The organism is Bacillus sp. PK3-067 (assembly GCF_056738645.1).
The window spans coordinates 3,611,685-3,625,334 of sequence record NZ_CP096490.1 but is presented as its reverse complement, the minus strand read 5'-3'; the positions used below and the strand labels follow the sequence as shown (position 1 = coordinate 3,625,334).

Genomic DNA, 13,650 nt, shown 5'->3' with positions numbered 1-13,650 from the left:
GTAACTAGTTTTCTACTTTTTGAGGAACATAAACATTACTACCAGGCTTCGCTTTCATTTCGTTCCAAGCAGCAATCGCATCAGCTTTTGCTTTCCCTTTATTATTTGGATCTTCGAAAAAGTCACGAGTAAAGCGATTGTATTCAAATTGTGCACCGATAGTTGTTTTGTATGTAGGGTCTTTTTTTCGTTCGTTTTCTTCATGCCAAAAAGCTATCGCGTCTTCATATGTTTTTCCAACATTCTCTTTGAAAAATTTTTGAAGAGCTACTGTAAAGCTGAAGTTTGTTCCGATTTTTTCTTTGAAAAAAGCACGAACATCTTCGCTACAGCGGTGATTGTTAGTAATAATCGTTTGAAGAGAAAGGTCTTTATAGGATAGGGAAGCTTTACTCACCTTTTGAACAGAGCTGTTTTTTAATATTTTACCAGTAGTTAAATAATGTGAGATACAATCGGTTATTTCGATCTTAGAGCCACTAGCTGGCAACCCATTCTCACGACAAAATGTTTGGAGTTCTGCTTTTAGCCAATAATAGTTTTGGAAATCTTCAATTGCTATAGACTTTGTTAAAGGTGGACGCATGAATGTAACAACTACTTTCTTCCATAATTTTCTTCAATTATAAAACATATGTTCTTTTTATGGGAGGGTTAATTTGTAAATATAATGGGAAGAGGAGATTGCATATGGAAAATGTAATGCAAGTTCGTGTTACAGGAATTTTAATTGAAGATGAAAAGGTATTGCTAGTAAAGCAAAAAGTGGCTAATCGAAATTGGTCTTTACCTGGAGGAAGAGCAGAGAATGGCGAAACGTTAGAGGAAGCAATGATTCGAGAAATGAGAGAAGAGACAGGGTTAGAAGTTAACATTCAGAAGCTACTCTATGTTTGTGATAAACCAGATGCTCGCCCGTCTTTATTACATATAACGTTTTTGCTTAAAAGGATTGAAGGTGAAATTATGCTACCTTCTAACGAGTTTGATCATAATCCAATTCATGATGTGCAAATGGTGCCGATTAAAGATTTAAGTCATTATGGTTTTTCGGAAACTTTTATCAATCTTATAAGTGAAGGTTTTGTAAATGCAGGGAGTTATCAAGGTTTGAAACAAAATATAGGTCTGTAAATATAGGGGAAGGATAGCCGTTCGCTATCCTTCATAACATGTTTTAAACTGTTGACTGTAAAGAAGAAACAAGCTGATTTAAAAATTCATCTCCGCTCATAATTGCTTTCCCGCCACCGCGAGCACTCTTCTTATTTCCGCCACCTTTTCCTTCGATTGTAGGAAGAGCGTCTTTTAAAAGAGCATTCATATCGAGTGATACTGATTTTCCGCAAGCGAGAATACATTGTAGTTTGTCATCATTTTCGATGACGAAATACGTAATTGCATGCTCTTGTTGTTCTGTAATAATAGCGGAAAGCTTTGCGATTTCTTGCATAGAACGATTTGTAAATACTTTAGAAATAAGTATGCCGGCATGTATTTCCGTAGGGTGTTGAAGTAGTTCATTTGCCTCTGCAAATAATAATTTTTCATTCATTGTTTGTATTGCTTTTTCGTTTTCTTTTTGAGAAGTAAGCAGTTGCGCCACTTTTGTTGGAATATCAGTTTCGCTACTGTTTAATTGTTTGGAGACATTCTTCATAATTTGTTGTTGCTGCCCTATTAATTTAAGTGTGCGCCAGCCAGCGATAAACGTTAGTCGTATGCCACCTTTATTGCGTTCCCAGCTAAGAACTTGAATAGGACCTACTTCACCAGTACGTTTCGGGTGTGTTCCGCCACAGCCGTTATAATCAAAGTTTTCGATCATAACAACGCGTATATTTTCTGTCATAGTCGGTTCTTTACGAAGGGGCAACGTTTTCGCTTCTTCTAAGTTCATCCACTGGATGCGGATTGGATGGTTTTCAAAAACAATTTTGTTTGCAATTTGTATTGCTTTTTCAACCGTTTCTGCATGAAGATTTTCTGTTTCTAAATCAATTGTTACTGTTTCTTTACCAAGATGGAATCCAATTGTAGGCATGTTAAAATGGTCCCAAAAGGCAGCAGATAAAATGTGCTGAGCCGCATGTTGCTGCATATGATCAAAACGGCGCTCCCAATTGATTTTACCTTCTACGTCTTCTGTATGTAATTGTTCTGCAATGTAATGACGAATTTCTCCGTTTATCTCTTCTACATTGATTACATTGATATCATTTAATGTACCAGTATCATATGGTTGTCCGCCACCTGTCGGATAAAATGCTGTTTCATTCAAAACAACGTATAAGTTACCGCCTTTATCATAATCTTGCTTTATAATTTTAGTAGTAAAGTCTTGCTTATAAGCGTCAGTGTAATATAATTTGTGCTCCAATTTTCTTTCTCCTCTCGCATTAACTAGTTTCATTGTAAAGCAATTGAAATTAGTTTCCTAATATTTCAGAAGAAAGAAACTATTTTTAGAATTTTCTTGCTATAATAAGAAAAAGAAAATGCGGGGGTGGAATGAATATGTTATATGAAAACGGCGTAGATAAACTGCTTAGTTTAAGTAGAAATATTTCCGAATTATATCGAGAATTAAACGAAATGACCCGGATTTTAACGGATTGTAATCGAGAAAGTGTGAAGTTTGATCGATTATATGTAAAAGAGTTACTTTGGAAGAAAGAAGATGTAATAGAGAAATATGACCAGCTACTTGTACAACTTTGTATTAACGAATGCTTTGATCTAAAAAGTGTCATTACAGGGGAATATAAGTATACATATGAAGAAGTAGAAAACATAGTTTTACAATTTAATGAAAAGTATAATGTCGCAATCTTAATTAAAGATGTGTGTAAAGAATTACAGTTCACATATGGAATTGATATGGACATAACGAGAACAACTCGGGTATCAACAGCTCAAGTATAGAAAAAGGAAAAGAAAGCAGATCCTTTGCTTTCTTTTTTTGTGAAAATAGAGAGAGTAGGTTTAACGATGAAGGGGAAGTTACAGCATATTCATCCGCTTGGAATGAGTATTATTTTAGGGACATTGTTTGCTAGGTTTGCAACTTCAATGAGTATCCCTTTTTTAGCGATTTATTTAACGACTGTTAAAGGTGTATCAGCTGGAATGACTGGTGCTATTATCGGAACGAGTGCACTTGTTGGTGTTTTTGCTAGTTTTATCGGAGGGAATTTATCAGATCGATTTGGCCGGAAAACGATTATGCTCTGGTCCATGATCGTTTGGATTTTTGTGTTTATAGGTTTTTCACTTGCGGATCATGTTTTAATTTTCTTTTTATTAAACGCTTTAAATGGATTATGTAGGTCGTTTTTTGAGCCAACATCAAGAGCATTATTATCAGATTTAACAAAGCCTGAGTATCGGTTACTCGTCTATAACTTACGATACGGTGCAATAAATGTTGGAGTTGCTATTGGACCAATTGTTGGATTACAGATTGGAAGTGCAAAATCAACAATTCCTTTTTTAGTAGCAGCTGGGGTATATATTCTATATACAGCTATATTAGCGTTCCAATTTAAGAAGTATCCAATGGAAAAAAAGAAAGTGAGTACAGAAAAACCTGTTACAATGTTAAATGCAATGCGTATATTGCGAAAAGATATAGTATTTTTAGTTGCTTTAGTCGGTATTATTTTGAGTAATTGCGGTTTTTCACATTTAACGACGACAGTATCTCAATATTTTGCAAATGCACATATATTTGAGGATGGAGTGAAGCTATTCTCATATATGCTCGCTTTAAATGCAATTGTTGTAGTGATTATCCAATACCCTGTTATTCAAATGTGCAAAAAATACACACCATTAGCATCCATTATGGTTGGAACTTTATTTGTGAGCGGAGGATTGTTTGGATTTGGAGTAGTAGAATCTATGCTAGGTGCTGCCGTCTGTACAATTATTTTTACAATTGGAGAAGTCTTAATGTTTTCAATGACGGATGTATTTATTGATGATATTGCTGTTGCGCATCTAAAAGGAACATACTTCGGTGCGATGGGTTTTTCGGGAATTGGAGCAGTAATAGGTCCGTGGTTTGGAGGAGTACTTCTCGATTACTACGGGTACCAAAATGGGTTTGCAATATTTTCAGCACTAGCTATATTTTCAACTGTGGCATTTCCTGTGCTTTTAGTTACAAAAGGTTTATCGAAAAAAAGATATGATAGAAATTCTAATATAGAAATGCATGCGAAATAACATAAGCCCCAGTAACCAACTGGGGCTTAGTGTGTATTATATTAACTCTTAATTTGAAAAAAGAACTTTCTTTTCATGCTTATCAGCAACTTCATTTTTGGAAATATGAATGGCTAAATATCCATTTTCTAAGCAGGCTAGCATCTTCTTATAAATAATATTATCGGGTAAAGGAATGATCCGCTGTAAAGAAATATTATTATGAAGTATGCAAATGGTTAGGCCTGTCTTCATCTTTTTAATGACTACATTTTGTTCAGTTACATTTGGTACATCTGTTTCCAAAATGTATTCTTGTTCCGTTTCGCAAAGGTCAATATGAATTTGATTTGGGAAACTAAAGTTACTACAAGAGTCAGAACAAAATTGATCCATCCATTCTTCGAAACCATCAACATGAAAAAGACAATCCTTCTTTTTCTTGCCCATGTAAGACACCCTCCGTGAAATCTCAATTCATACTATGTTATGCATGAATGAAGTAGGGGTGAAGAATAAATGGGAAAATATAAACATTGTATGTGGAAAAGATAGCTAGTGTGCACTTTTTGTTTTACATATCATGATGCGCATGATGTTTTTGGCGTGAATGGTTACGGTTTTTTACTTTATGAGATCCGCTTAATGGTTCAGGTTGTCCTTTTTTTTCTTTCGCTTCACGATTGTTTTTTCCCATTGTATGTGACACCTCCTCTTCCTCTTTAGAATGAGAGAAGTTTGCAAATTTATACGAGAATGTTTTTAGAAAAAAAGGTAAAGATAAATGGGACTAACTATTATGGAAAGGGGATTATATAATGCCATATCATAAAGATAAACAACAAGCGTTTCAAGCAGCTCAGCAAGGTGTTACACAAGCAGAAAATGCATTTAACAACATTGTAAAAAATGATCCAAACTACGGTCATGATTTAAAAGAATTACGCCAAGAGGTTCAGGAAGCGTATGAACAAATTCAAAATGCACTAGAAGTAGCTTCAGAAACACAACGCCCACAACTTGAGCAATACGAAAATAACCTTCAAAATATTATGCAGCATGTAGATCAATTAGAAAAGTAAATGAGGTTGTTGTGTATTCGACAACCTCATTACTTTAACGAATATTATGCTAAAACAGAAAATTTTTCTACTCGTTTTTTCTTTATTATGCGCAGTACATATATTTCAAGTTGAAAAAGTGGAAGCGAAAATGTTGCTCAGAAAAGAGCTAGAACCAACTGGCTATGTAACATGGGAAGTACCTAATAATGAAAAGATTATTGCTATTACATTTGATGATGGACCGGATCCAACTTATACACCACAAATTTTAAATTTATTACGTCAATATAAAGCAGAAGCGACATTTTTTATGATTGGATTTCGGGTTCAGCGTAATCCATATTTAGTGAAACAAGTGTTAAAAGAGGGACATGAAATTGGAAATCATACGATGAATCATTTGTATGCGAGTAATTCATCAGATGAAAAATTAGAAAATGATATTTTAGATGGAAAGAAATTTTTCGAAAAATGGGTGAAAGAACCTTTGCTATTCCGTCCACCGGGTGGATATATTAACGATGCTGTATTTAAAACAGCGAAAGAAGCTGGTTATCAAACTGTTCTATGGTCGTGGCATCAAGATCCACGTGATTGGGCAAATCCAGGGGTTGAATCCATTGTAAATCATGTAGTGAAAAATGCAAAAAGTGGTGATATTGTATTGTTACATGATGGTGGAAATAATCGTAGTCAAACAGTAGCAGCGCTAGCAAAAATTTTACCTGAACTGAAAAAGCAGGGCTATCGATTTGTAACGGTTTCGGAATTGTTACGTTATAAACATTAGAAAAAATCCCAAAAGGTGAATGCTCCTTTTGGGATTTTTCGTTACTGGTTCTTTTTGCGTTTCTTATTATTTTGTCGTTCTGCAGCAGTTAAGTTTTCATTTGCAAACTCTTCGTTATAACCAGCACCTTGTCCTTGTGCAGATGCCGCATTCATTCCTGAAATAGTATGATTTGCTTTTCTTTTACCCATTTTATTTCACCTCTATAACTTTTTTTGTAAGTTGCATGATGAGCAGTTCATAGTATGTATGAACTGTAAAGAAAGCGCTAATAGAGCACTTTACTTTATGGTAATAGTATTCATAAGGAACATGAACACTATTCAAATTTAGAAACATAAAGAAAACTTATGATAATCTATAAGTTTCTTATTATTTACTTATTTAGAAAGTTGTAATAAGATATTATCGTAAGGTATTGAAAAGTTTGTCTACATTTTATATTCAGACAACTTAGTCACGTTTAACAGGGGGGAAACATAATGGTCAAACATAATCCATTTCAATCACGCGCAACTTTTGAAGTAGATGGAAAAACGTATCATTATTATGATTTGAAAGCGCTTGAAAACGCAGGGGTTGGCAACGTATCTCAATTACCATATTCCGTGAAAGTTTTACTTGAATCAGTACTTCGTCAAGTAGACGGACGTGTAATCACAGAAGAGCATGTTACAAATTTAGCGAAATGGGGAACGAAAGATGTGCAAGATATCGATGTTCCATTTAAACCATCTCGTGTAATTTTACAAGATTTCACTGGTGTTCCAGCTGTTGTTGATTTGGCTTCGCTTCGTAAAGCAATGGCAGACATGGGTGGGGATCCTGATAAAATTAATCCGGAAATTACTGTAGACCTTGTAATCGATCACTCTGTACAGGTTGATAGAGCGGGTACGGCAGACGCGCTTGCATTCAACATGGACTTAGAGTTTAAACGTAATGAAGAACGTTATAAATTTTTAAGCTGGGCACAGAAATCATTTGATAACTACCGCGCAGTTCCACCAGCTACAGGTATTGTACACCAAGTAAACCTTGAATATTTAGCACCAGTTGTTCACGCGGTGAAAAATGCTGAAGGTGACTTAGTTGCATACCCAGATTCATTAGTTGGAACAGACTCACATACAACAATGATTAACGGTATCGGCGTTCTTGGTTGGGGCGTTGGTGGTATTGAAGCAGAAGCAGGAATGCTTGGACAGCCTTCATACTTCCCAGTACCTGAAGTAATCGGTGTAAAATTAACTGGTACACTTCCAAGTGGTACTACAGCAACTGACGTTGCATTAAAAGTAACACAAGTATTACGTCAAAAAGGTGTAGTTGGTAAATTCGTTGAGTTCTTCGGTAATGGACTAAAGAGCATGCCTTTAGCTGACCGTGCAACAATTTCAAACATGGCACCAGAATATGGCGCAACTTGTGGATTCTTCCCAATCGATGATATTTCATTAGAATACTTACGTTTAACAGGTAGAGATGAAGAACAAATTCGCGTTGTTGAAGAATACTGTAAAGCGAACGGCTTATTCTATACAGCAGACAGCAAAGATCCAATTTACACTGATCTTGTTGAAATTGATTTAAATACAATTGAATCTAACCTTTCTGGACCGAAACGCCCACAAGATTTAATTCCACTTTCAGATATGAAAGATGCGTTCCACAAAGCTGTTGTAGCACCAGTTGGAACACAAGGACTTGGATTTAATGAGCAAGAGTTCGATAAAGAAGTGAAGGTTACATTAGAAGATAAAGAAGTAACGATGAAAACAGGTGCAATTGCAATCGCAGCAATTACAAGCTGTACAAATACATCAAACCCATACGTATTAATTGGAGCAGGTCTAGTTGCGAAGAAAGCAATTGAAAAAGGACTTGTAGTACCTGAGTACGTAAAAACATCATTAGCACCAGGATCTAAAGTTGTTACTGAGTACTTAGATAAATCAGGTTTAACAACATATTTAGACCAATTAGGTTTCCAAACAGTTGGTTACGGCTGTACGACTTGTATCGGTAACTCTGGTCCATTAGCGCCAGAATTAGAAGAAGCAATCGCAGCAAACGACTTATTAGTAACATCTGTTTTATCTGGTAACCGTAACTTTGAAGGTCGTATTCATCCACTTGTAAAAGCGAACTACTTAGCATCACCACCACTTGTTGTGGCATATGCACTTGCAGGTACTGTTGATATTGACCTGAAAAATGATGAAATCGGTAAAGATGCAAATGGTAATGCTGTTTACTTCAACGATATTTGGCCATCAGCTAAAGAAATTGAAGATGTAGTTCAAAGCGTTGTTACATCTGAGCTGTTCAAGAAAGAATATGCACAAGTATTTAATAGCAATGAGCGTTGGAATGAAATCCAAACTTCAAACGAAGCTTTATATACTTGGGATAATGATTCAACATACATTCAAAACCCACCATTCTTTGAAGGTTTATCTAAAGAACCAGGTGAAGTTGAAACGTTATCAGGCTTACGCGTAGTTGGTAAATTTGGTGACTCTGTAACGACAGACCACATTTCACCAGCAGGTTCAATCGGTAAGCACACACCAGCTGGACGCTACTTATTAGAAAACGGCGTACAACCAGTTGACTTTAACTCTTACGGTTCTCGTCGTGGTAACCATGAAGTTATGATGCGTGGTACATTCGCGAACATCCGTATTAAAAACCAAATTGCACCAGGAACAGAAGGCGGATATACAACATACTGGCCGACTGGTGAAGTAACATCAATCTATGATGCTGCTATGAAATATAAAGAAGATGGCACAGGTCTTCTAGTTGTTGCTGGTAAAGATTATGGTATGGGAAGTTCTCGTGACTGGGCTGCGAAAGGTACTAACTTATTAGGTATTAAAGCAGTAATCGCAGAAAGCTTCGAACGTATTCACCGCAGTAACTTAGTGTTAATGGGTGTATTACCACTTCAATTTAAAGATGGCGAAAGTGCTGAAACGTTAGGTCTTGTTGGTAACGAGTCATTTGAAATTCAAATCGACAAATCAGTTAGACCACGTGATCTTGTAAAAGTAGTTGCAACTGATTTAGATGGCAACGAAAAACAATTTGAAGTAGTAGCTCGTTTCGATAGTGAAGTTGAAATTGATTACTACCGTCACGGTGGTATTCTGCAAATGGTTCTTCGTGAGAAAATTGAAGAGTCAAAAGTGTCAAACTAAATAATTGAAATGAACGAGAAGGAAGCTAACAACTGTTAGCTTCCTTATTTTATGGAAAGGGATGAAACCATTTGGTTTCATCCCTTTCTTTTTACTGTGAAAAAATGGAGGAAACGTCATGAAAGAATATAAAAGAATTTTGTTACCGTTACAGAAAGAAAAAATATTAGTAATAGCAGCTGTATGTAGTGGGCTTTTTGCAGCGATTTTAAATTTATCTCGGCCACTATTCATGGGACTAATTGTAGATAATTTGATTCAACGGGAGTTGAAGGGAGCATATTTTTACATTACTTTGTTTACAGTTTGCCGCTTGTTGATGTGGGTGAACAACCTCTCATTTGATTATATAAGCTCAAAAGCGAGTCAGCGAATATTACGAGAGAAGCGTATAGATGTATTGCGCCATTTTTTCCTATTACCGTTTGAAGAGAGTGAGAAAATTAAACAAGGAGAGTTAGAGACGCTAGTTGTATCTGATATTCCGAATTGGATTAGGTTATATAGTTCTATATTAATAGAATATATACATGCCATTGCGCAATTTATAGGTGCGTTCATAGCACTACAACATATAGATATACAGTTCATATTGTGGATAACTCCGTTTTTATTTTTAAGTGCAACAGTTCCGATGTTGTTTGGGGAAAAGGTAAGAAATATCGCAAGCATTGCTCAAAAAAATCAGTCAAGTGTCGTAGAGATGGTGTCACAGTTTGTAAAAGGAGTACAAGATTTACGTAGTTTACAAAAAGAAAAATGGGCAATTCGCTTATTTAAAAGAGTAACGGCACAATCGTATAAATCGGAAGTAAAGAAGACGATGATGCAACATTGTATTGGAGTAGTTGGAACGGTGATTGAAACAGGAGCATATATCCTTGTTCTCATTATAGGTGCACAAAAAATAATGAGGGGAGAAATAGAAGTTGGTTCACTCATTGCAGTGTTAGCGACAATTGAGATGCTCTTTTTCCCTGTCCGTTATGTAGGCGATTTATTAATAATGACACAAGTTGCAGTCGCTTCGGCAAATAGAACTTTTTGCTTTTTAAATAAACGAGCAGCAGATAACAATGTAGAAAGAGCGATGGGTATCAGGATAACAAATGTTTCATTTCAGGAGAATGACGAAGAGAAATGCAGAATTCGTAATATTGATTTGCAAATTCGTCCTGGTGAACTCGTTATTATTGTGGGAGAAAGCGGTGCAGGAAAAACAACGCTTTTAAAGTTAATAACGGGCTTGTATAAACCATCTAACGGTAGCATTGCTTATTATGGTAATGAAGCTCGTATGACTACAGTTTGGCAAGAACCACGTTTTTTCCGAACGACGGTAACAGAGAATATGTATTTCGGGGAAGAGTGTTTAGAAAATCAGTTAGAAAAAAATAGTGAACTTATAAATGTAACGCCGATTATTAGAGGGTTACCTGAAGGGAGTCAAACTGTGCTACATAAAAGCGGTGAAGAGCTTTCAGGAGGCGAAAGAAAACGTCTCGCATTATTGCGAGCGATTGTATCACATCCAACTCTTATTATTTTAGATGAACCGACGGCTGGGTTAGATCCAGGCAATCAAGAACTGGTTTGGAATATAATTGAAGGGATAGGGAGAAATGTAACGAGAATTGTGGCAACACATGATGTAGAGAGAGCGATGATAGCAGATTGTGTTGTTGTCATAAAGAATGGGACTATTGTGGAATGTGGGAATCCTAGAGAATTATTAAATTGCAACTCATTGTACAAAGAGTTGCAAACAAAAAGATAAGAGATATGTAATGCCCTTATCTTTATTCCGCTATTTGCCGGGCAGCCCGATTGGTGAGGGCTGATTAAAGTTTCACTTTATTCGTTCTCATTAAGTTGATAAGTATAAGAATTCGGATCACTAGAATTAACTTCTTTGACGAGAGTAAGTTGATTTGTATCTGGATTATATTTGAAAATCTTAATTGTATGTTCGCTACTTAGTAATGGATTATATTCTTGAATAGCGAATGTATTTTCCGCAATTTGTGTCATATTACTGGTGGGAACATTTTCTATGGAATCATGATTTGTAGAAATTTCAACGACTTGTTTGCCGTTAAAAAATAAAAGAACAATCACTAAAACAACTAAATATATTCGTATATATCGAAGTTCTTTGTAAATTGGATGTTCTCCCAAAACAGTCATCCTTTCTATAATTATTCTGTAGTAGTGATGGTGGTCGTCGTGAAGAAAGTAAGAACACCGAGGCCTGCTAACAGGATAAATGAAATTAAAGCGATATAGAGACAAATACGACCAACTTGTTTTTTCTCAGGGTCTTTACTGAATAGTGAGATGATCCATGTGATAATACCGATTGGGGAAAATATAAAACTAAGAATATATAGAAGTACTTTTTCAAATAAATTCATAGGAGCTCCTTTCATTGTGAAACATTACATATATTTCTAATTATATGATAAAAAGGTAAATATTTCATCTCGGTTATGAAAATTCTGATTATTTCGACTCTGAATATTTCCAAGCTTGTCCGTATAAGCTAAAATAAGGTATATAGTATTTTGATGAATGTGTTAAAAGAAGATAATACGTTAGGGTGATATAAAATGTGGCGGAAGCTTACGATTATTGTAGTGTTACTTTGTTTAGCGGGATATGCAGCTTATGAACAGTTTGGTAATAAAGAGCAGGCGGTAAAAGTGAAGCAAGAAAAAAGTGAAGCTGCGATGAAAGAGATTATCGCAAGGAATGGTATTGAAATAGGGAAGAGTGCGCCAGACTTCGAATTAACGAAGTTAGATGGAACGAATGTAAAGCTATCAGATTTAAAAGGAAAGAAAGTGATTTTAAACTTTTGGGCAACGTGGTGTGGACCTTGCCAACAAGAAATGCCGGATATGGAGGCTTTCTATAAAGAACATAAAGAAAACGTAGAAATTTTAGCAATCAACTATACGCCTTCAGAAAAAGGTGGGGGGGCAGAAAAGGTAAGCAATTTTGCTAAAGAAAAAGGAATTACTTTTCCTATTTTATTGGACAAGAACATTGATGTGACAACAGCGTATAAAGTAATTACGATTCCAACTTCGTATTTTATAGATACAAAAGGTGTCATTCAAGATAAGTTTATTGGGCCGATGACGCAAAAAGAGATGGAGAAAAGGGTTGCTAAATTAAAATAATGGTGAAAAGGTAGAGGTGGAGAGTTCCCATTTCTGCCTTTTCTTTTTCAAGTAGTAATAACTTCATGATATGATGTAAGAAATATAATCGTTTAGAGATAAAGGAGTGTATGGAGTGGGGAATGTATCCTTACCGTTAGATTATGTTGTAATTGATTTTGAAACAACAGGATTTAACCCTTATAATGATAAAATTATTCAAGTTGCAGCGGTGAAATATCGTAATCATGAACTGGTAGATCAATTTGTTTCATACGTGAATCCAGAGCGGCCAATTCCGGACCGAATAACAAGTTTAACCGGTATTACCAATTATCGTGTTTCAGATGCACCGACGATTGAAGAGGTATTACCTTTATTTTTAGCATTTTTACATACAAATGTTATTGTGGCCCATAATGCTTCTTTTGATATGCGCTTTTTGAAAAGTAATGTAAATATGCTTGGGTTGCCTGAACCTAAAAATAAAGTAATTGATACTGTATTTTTAGCGAAGAAATACATGAAGCATGCGCCTAATCATAAACTTGAAACGTTAAAGCGAATGCTTGGAATTCGTTTAAGCTCTCATAATGCATTTGACGATTGCATTACGTGTGCTGCTGTTTATCAAAAGTGTGCAGCTATTGAAGAAGAAGGGAAACGAAAAGTAAATAAGGTTATGCTTGATGAAACTGCGGTATATGAAGCGGTGAAAGAAATACTTGCATGTAATAAACGTAATGTAGAATGGCTACGTTGTATGAACGTAGGAAGTTATTTAGATATAAAAGCTTTTTATCCAGTTATGAGAGTAAAGGTAAAAGGGCGAAAGAAATATATATTAACAGAGATATTAGAAGAAGATGTGAAAGAAATATGTACAAGCTTAAAATGTGAACCAGCGTTAAAAAGTGAAGTTGGTAATACGAGAATTATGCTTAATAGCTTAGAGGATGTTATGAGATTAGAAAGTTATATTTTAGAACAGTATGATTTTGTATTACAGGCGCTTCATGATTATAAAGAAAATGAAATGGATGCAGATGAAAAGTTGAAAGAGTATTTAAATATTATGGTATAAAAAACTCCGTGTGCAATATATTGTACACGGAGTTTTTTTAGGAGTACTAAAACATAAAATTTTCTTACAAATCTGATTAAAGAGTTTTTCGTTTGCTCATACTATGTAATAAGAAAGCGAAGGAGAGAGGGTG

16 protein-coding genes are annotated in these 13,650 nt (G+C 35.4%); 9 read left to right on the top strand and 7 right to left on the bottom strand.

The features are described from left to right. Nucleotides 1-4: 4 nt before the first annotated feature. Nucleotides 5-586 (bottom strand): DUF6434 domain-containing protein, encoded by a 582-nt coding sequence (locus M1D73_RS18555; protein WP_086401146.1) that lies wholly within the window; start codon nucleotides 584-586, stop codon nucleotides 5-7. A 104-nt stretch (nucleotides 587-690) separates the two neighbouring features. Here M1D73_RS18555 and M1D73_RS18550 point away from each other — a divergent pair, with 104 nt between their 5' ends. Continuing rightward, a complete protein-coding gene (locus tag M1D73_RS18550; RefSeq protein ID WP_000432568.1) occupies nucleotides 691-1,134 on the top strand; it encodes an NUDIX hydrolase in 444 nt (147 codons plus the stop codon). A gap of 43 nt (nucleotides 1,135-1,177) precedes the next feature. On the opposite strand, the gene M1D73_RS18545 is transcribed toward M1D73_RS18550, so the two are convergent. Beyond that, on the bottom strand, nucleotides 1,178-2,380 hold the full coding sequence (locus M1D73_RS18545) for an alanyl-tRNA editing protein (RefSeq protein WP_151639600.1): 1,203 nt from the start codon (nucleotides 2,378-2,380) through the stop codon (nucleotides 1,178-1,180). Nucleotides 2,381-2,517: 137 nt separating this feature from the next. On the opposite strand from M1D73_RS18545, the gene M1D73_RS18540 reads away from it, so the two are divergent. Then, nucleotides 2,518-2,925: a hypothetical protein gene (locus M1D73_RS18540; protein ID WP_000965149.1), complete on the top strand. Its 408-nt coding sequence runs from the start codon at nucleotides 2,518-2,520 to the stop codon at nucleotides 2,923-2,925. A 66-nt stretch (nucleotides 2,926-2,991) separates the two neighbouring features. Beyond that, a complete protein-coding gene (locus tag M1D73_RS18535) occupies nucleotides 2,992-4,230 on the top strand; it encodes an MDR family MFS transporter (protein ID WP_000676808.1) in 1,239 nt (412 codons plus the stop codon). Nucleotides 4,231-4,278: 48 nt separating this feature from the next. Here the strand turns inward: M1D73_RS18535 and M1D73_RS18530 are convergent, their stop codons facing one another. After that, complete coding sequence (locus M1D73_RS18530; RefSeq protein WP_000516748.1) at nucleotides 4,279-4,659, bottom strand: Hsp20/alpha crystallin family protein; 381 nt, start codon at nucleotides 4,657-4,659, stop codon at nucleotides 4,279-4,281. Nucleotides 4,660-4,783: 124 nt separating this feature from the next. Beyond that, nucleotides 4,784-4,906 carry a small acid-soluble spore protein P gene (locus M1D73_RS18525; RefSeq protein WP_000517649.1) on the bottom strand — a complete coding sequence of 41 codons (123 nt, stop codon included), beginning with the start codon at nucleotides 4,904-4,906 and terminating at the stop codon, nucleotides 4,784-4,786. A 121-nt stretch (nucleotides 4,907-5,027) separates the two neighbouring features. Here M1D73_RS18525 and M1D73_RS18520 point away from each other — a divergent pair, with 121 nt between their 5' ends. After that, the gene (locus M1D73_RS18520; protein ID WP_001146294.1) at nucleotides 5,028-5,291 is read left to right on the top strand and encodes a hypothetical protein; all 264 of its coding nucleotides are present in this window, start codon (nucleotides 5,028-5,030) and stop codon (nucleotides 5,289-5,291) included. A gap of 46 nt (nucleotides 5,292-5,337) precedes the next feature. Next, on the top strand, nucleotides 5,338-6,063 hold the full coding sequence (pdaB, locus tag M1D73_RS18515; protein WP_002041622.1) for a polysaccharide deacetylase family sporulation protein PdaB: 726 nt from the start codon (nucleotides 5,338-5,340) through the stop codon (nucleotides 6,061-6,063). Nucleotides 6,064-6,104: 41 nt separating this feature from the next. On the opposite strand, the gene sspO is transcribed toward pdaB, so the two are convergent. After that, a complete protein-coding gene (sspO, locus tag M1D73_RS18510; protein WP_000518051.1) occupies nucleotides 6,105-6,254 on the bottom strand; it encodes an acid-soluble spore protein SspO in 150 nt (49 codons plus the stop codon). 291 nt (nucleotides 6,255-6,545) lie between these two features. Here sspO and acnA point away from each other — a divergent pair, with 291 nt between their 5' ends. After that, on the top strand, nucleotides 6,546-9,269 hold the full coding sequence (gene acnA / locus M1D73_RS18505) for an aconitate hydratase AcnA (RefSeq protein WP_000238564.1): 2,724 nt from the start codon (nucleotides 6,546-6,548) through the stop codon (nucleotides 9,267-9,269). A gap of 118 nt (nucleotides 9,270-9,387) precedes the next feature. Then, on the top strand, nucleotides 9,388-11,046 hold the full coding sequence (locus tag M1D73_RS18500) for an ABC transporter ATP-binding protein (protein ID WP_121868203.1): 1,659 nt from the start codon (nucleotides 9,388-9,390) through the stop codon (nucleotides 11,044-11,046). Between the two features lie 77 nt (nucleotides 11,047-11,123). On the opposite strand, the gene M1D73_RS18495 is transcribed toward M1D73_RS18500, so the two are convergent. After that, nucleotides 11,124-11,456 (bottom strand): YmzC family protein, encoded by a 333-nt coding sequence (locus M1D73_RS18495; protein ID WP_078214827.1) that lies wholly within the window; start codon nucleotides 11,454-11,456, stop codon nucleotides 11,124-11,126. 11 nt (nucleotides 11,457-11,467) lie between these two features. Next, a complete protein-coding gene (locus M1D73_RS18490; RefSeq protein WP_016125104.1) occupies nucleotides 11,468-11,683 on the bottom strand; it encodes a hypothetical protein in 216 nt (71 codons plus the stop codon). A gap of 195 nt (nucleotides 11,684-11,878) precedes the next feature. Here M1D73_RS18490 and M1D73_RS18485 point away from each other — a divergent pair, with 195 nt between their 5' ends. Together M1D73_RS18485 and M1D73_RS18480 are read left to right on the top strand one after the other, a co-directional pair. After that, on the top strand, nucleotides 11,879-12,454 hold the full coding sequence (locus M1D73_RS18485; RefSeq protein WP_000269082.1) for a redoxin domain-containing protein: 576 nt from the start codon (nucleotides 11,879-11,881) through the stop codon (nucleotides 12,452-12,454). A gap of 115 nt (nucleotides 12,455-12,569) precedes the next feature. Further along, nucleotides 12,570-13,517: a 3'-5' exonuclease gene (locus M1D73_RS18480; protein ID WP_121868204.1), complete on the top strand. Its 948-nt coding sequence runs from the start codon at nucleotides 12,570-12,572 to the stop codon at nucleotides 13,515-13,517. The last annotated feature ends 133 nt before the right edge of the window (nucleotides 13,518-13,650 follow it).

Coding starts and splice junctions, on each gene's coding strand:
- M1D73_RS18555 (WP_086401146.1), bottom strand. CDS start 586: ATGCGTCCACCTTTAACAAAGTCTATAGCAATTGAAGATTTCCAAAAC.
- M1D73_RS18550 (WP_000432568.1), top strand. CDS start 691: ATGGAAAATGTAATGCAAGTTCGTGTTACAGGAATTTTAATTGAAGAT.
- M1D73_RS18540 (WP_000965149.1), top strand. CDS start 2,518: ATGTTATATGAAAACGGCGTAGATAAACTGCTTAGTTTAAGTAGAAAT.
- M1D73_RS18535 (WP_000676808.1), top strand. CDS start 2,992: ATGAAGGGGAAGTTACAGCATATTCATCCGCTTGGAATGAGTATTATT.
- M1D73_RS18530 (WP_000516748.1), bottom strand. CDS start 4,659: ATGGGCAAGAAAAAGAAGGATTGTCTTTTTCATGTTGATGGTTTCGAA.
- M1D73_RS18525 (WP_000517649.1), bottom strand. CDS start 4,906: ATGGGAAAAAACAATCGTGAAGCGAAAGAAAAAAAAGGACAACCTGAA.
- M1D73_RS18520 (WP_001146294.1), top strand. CDS start 5,028: ATGCCATATCATAAAGATAAACAACAAGCGTTTCAAGCAGCTCAGCAA.
- pdaB (WP_002041622.1), top strand. CDS start 5,338: ATGCTAAAACAGAAAATTTTTCTACTCGTTTTTTCTTTATTATGCGCA.
- sspO (WP_000518051.1), bottom strand. CDS start 6,254: ATGGGTAAAAGAAAAGCAAATCATACTATTTCAGGAATGAATGCGGCA.
- acnA (WP_000238564.1), top strand. CDS start 6,546: ATGGTCAAACATAATCCATTTCAATCACGCGCAACTTTTGAAGTAGAT.
- M1D73_RS18500 (WP_121868203.1), top strand. CDS start 9,388: ATGAAAGAATATAAAAGAATTTTGTTACCGTTACAGAAAGAAAAAATA.
- M1D73_RS18495 (WP_078214827.1), bottom strand. CDS start 11,456: ATGACTGTTTTGGGAGAACATCCAATTTACAAAGAACTTCGATATATA.
- M1D73_RS18490 (WP_016125104.1), bottom strand. CDS start 11,683: ATGAATTTATTTGAAAAAGTACTTCTATATATTCTTAGTTTTATATTT.
- M1D73_RS18485 (WP_000269082.1), top strand. CDS start 11,879: ATGTGGCGGAAGCTTACGATTATTGTAGTGTTACTTTGTTTAGCGGGA.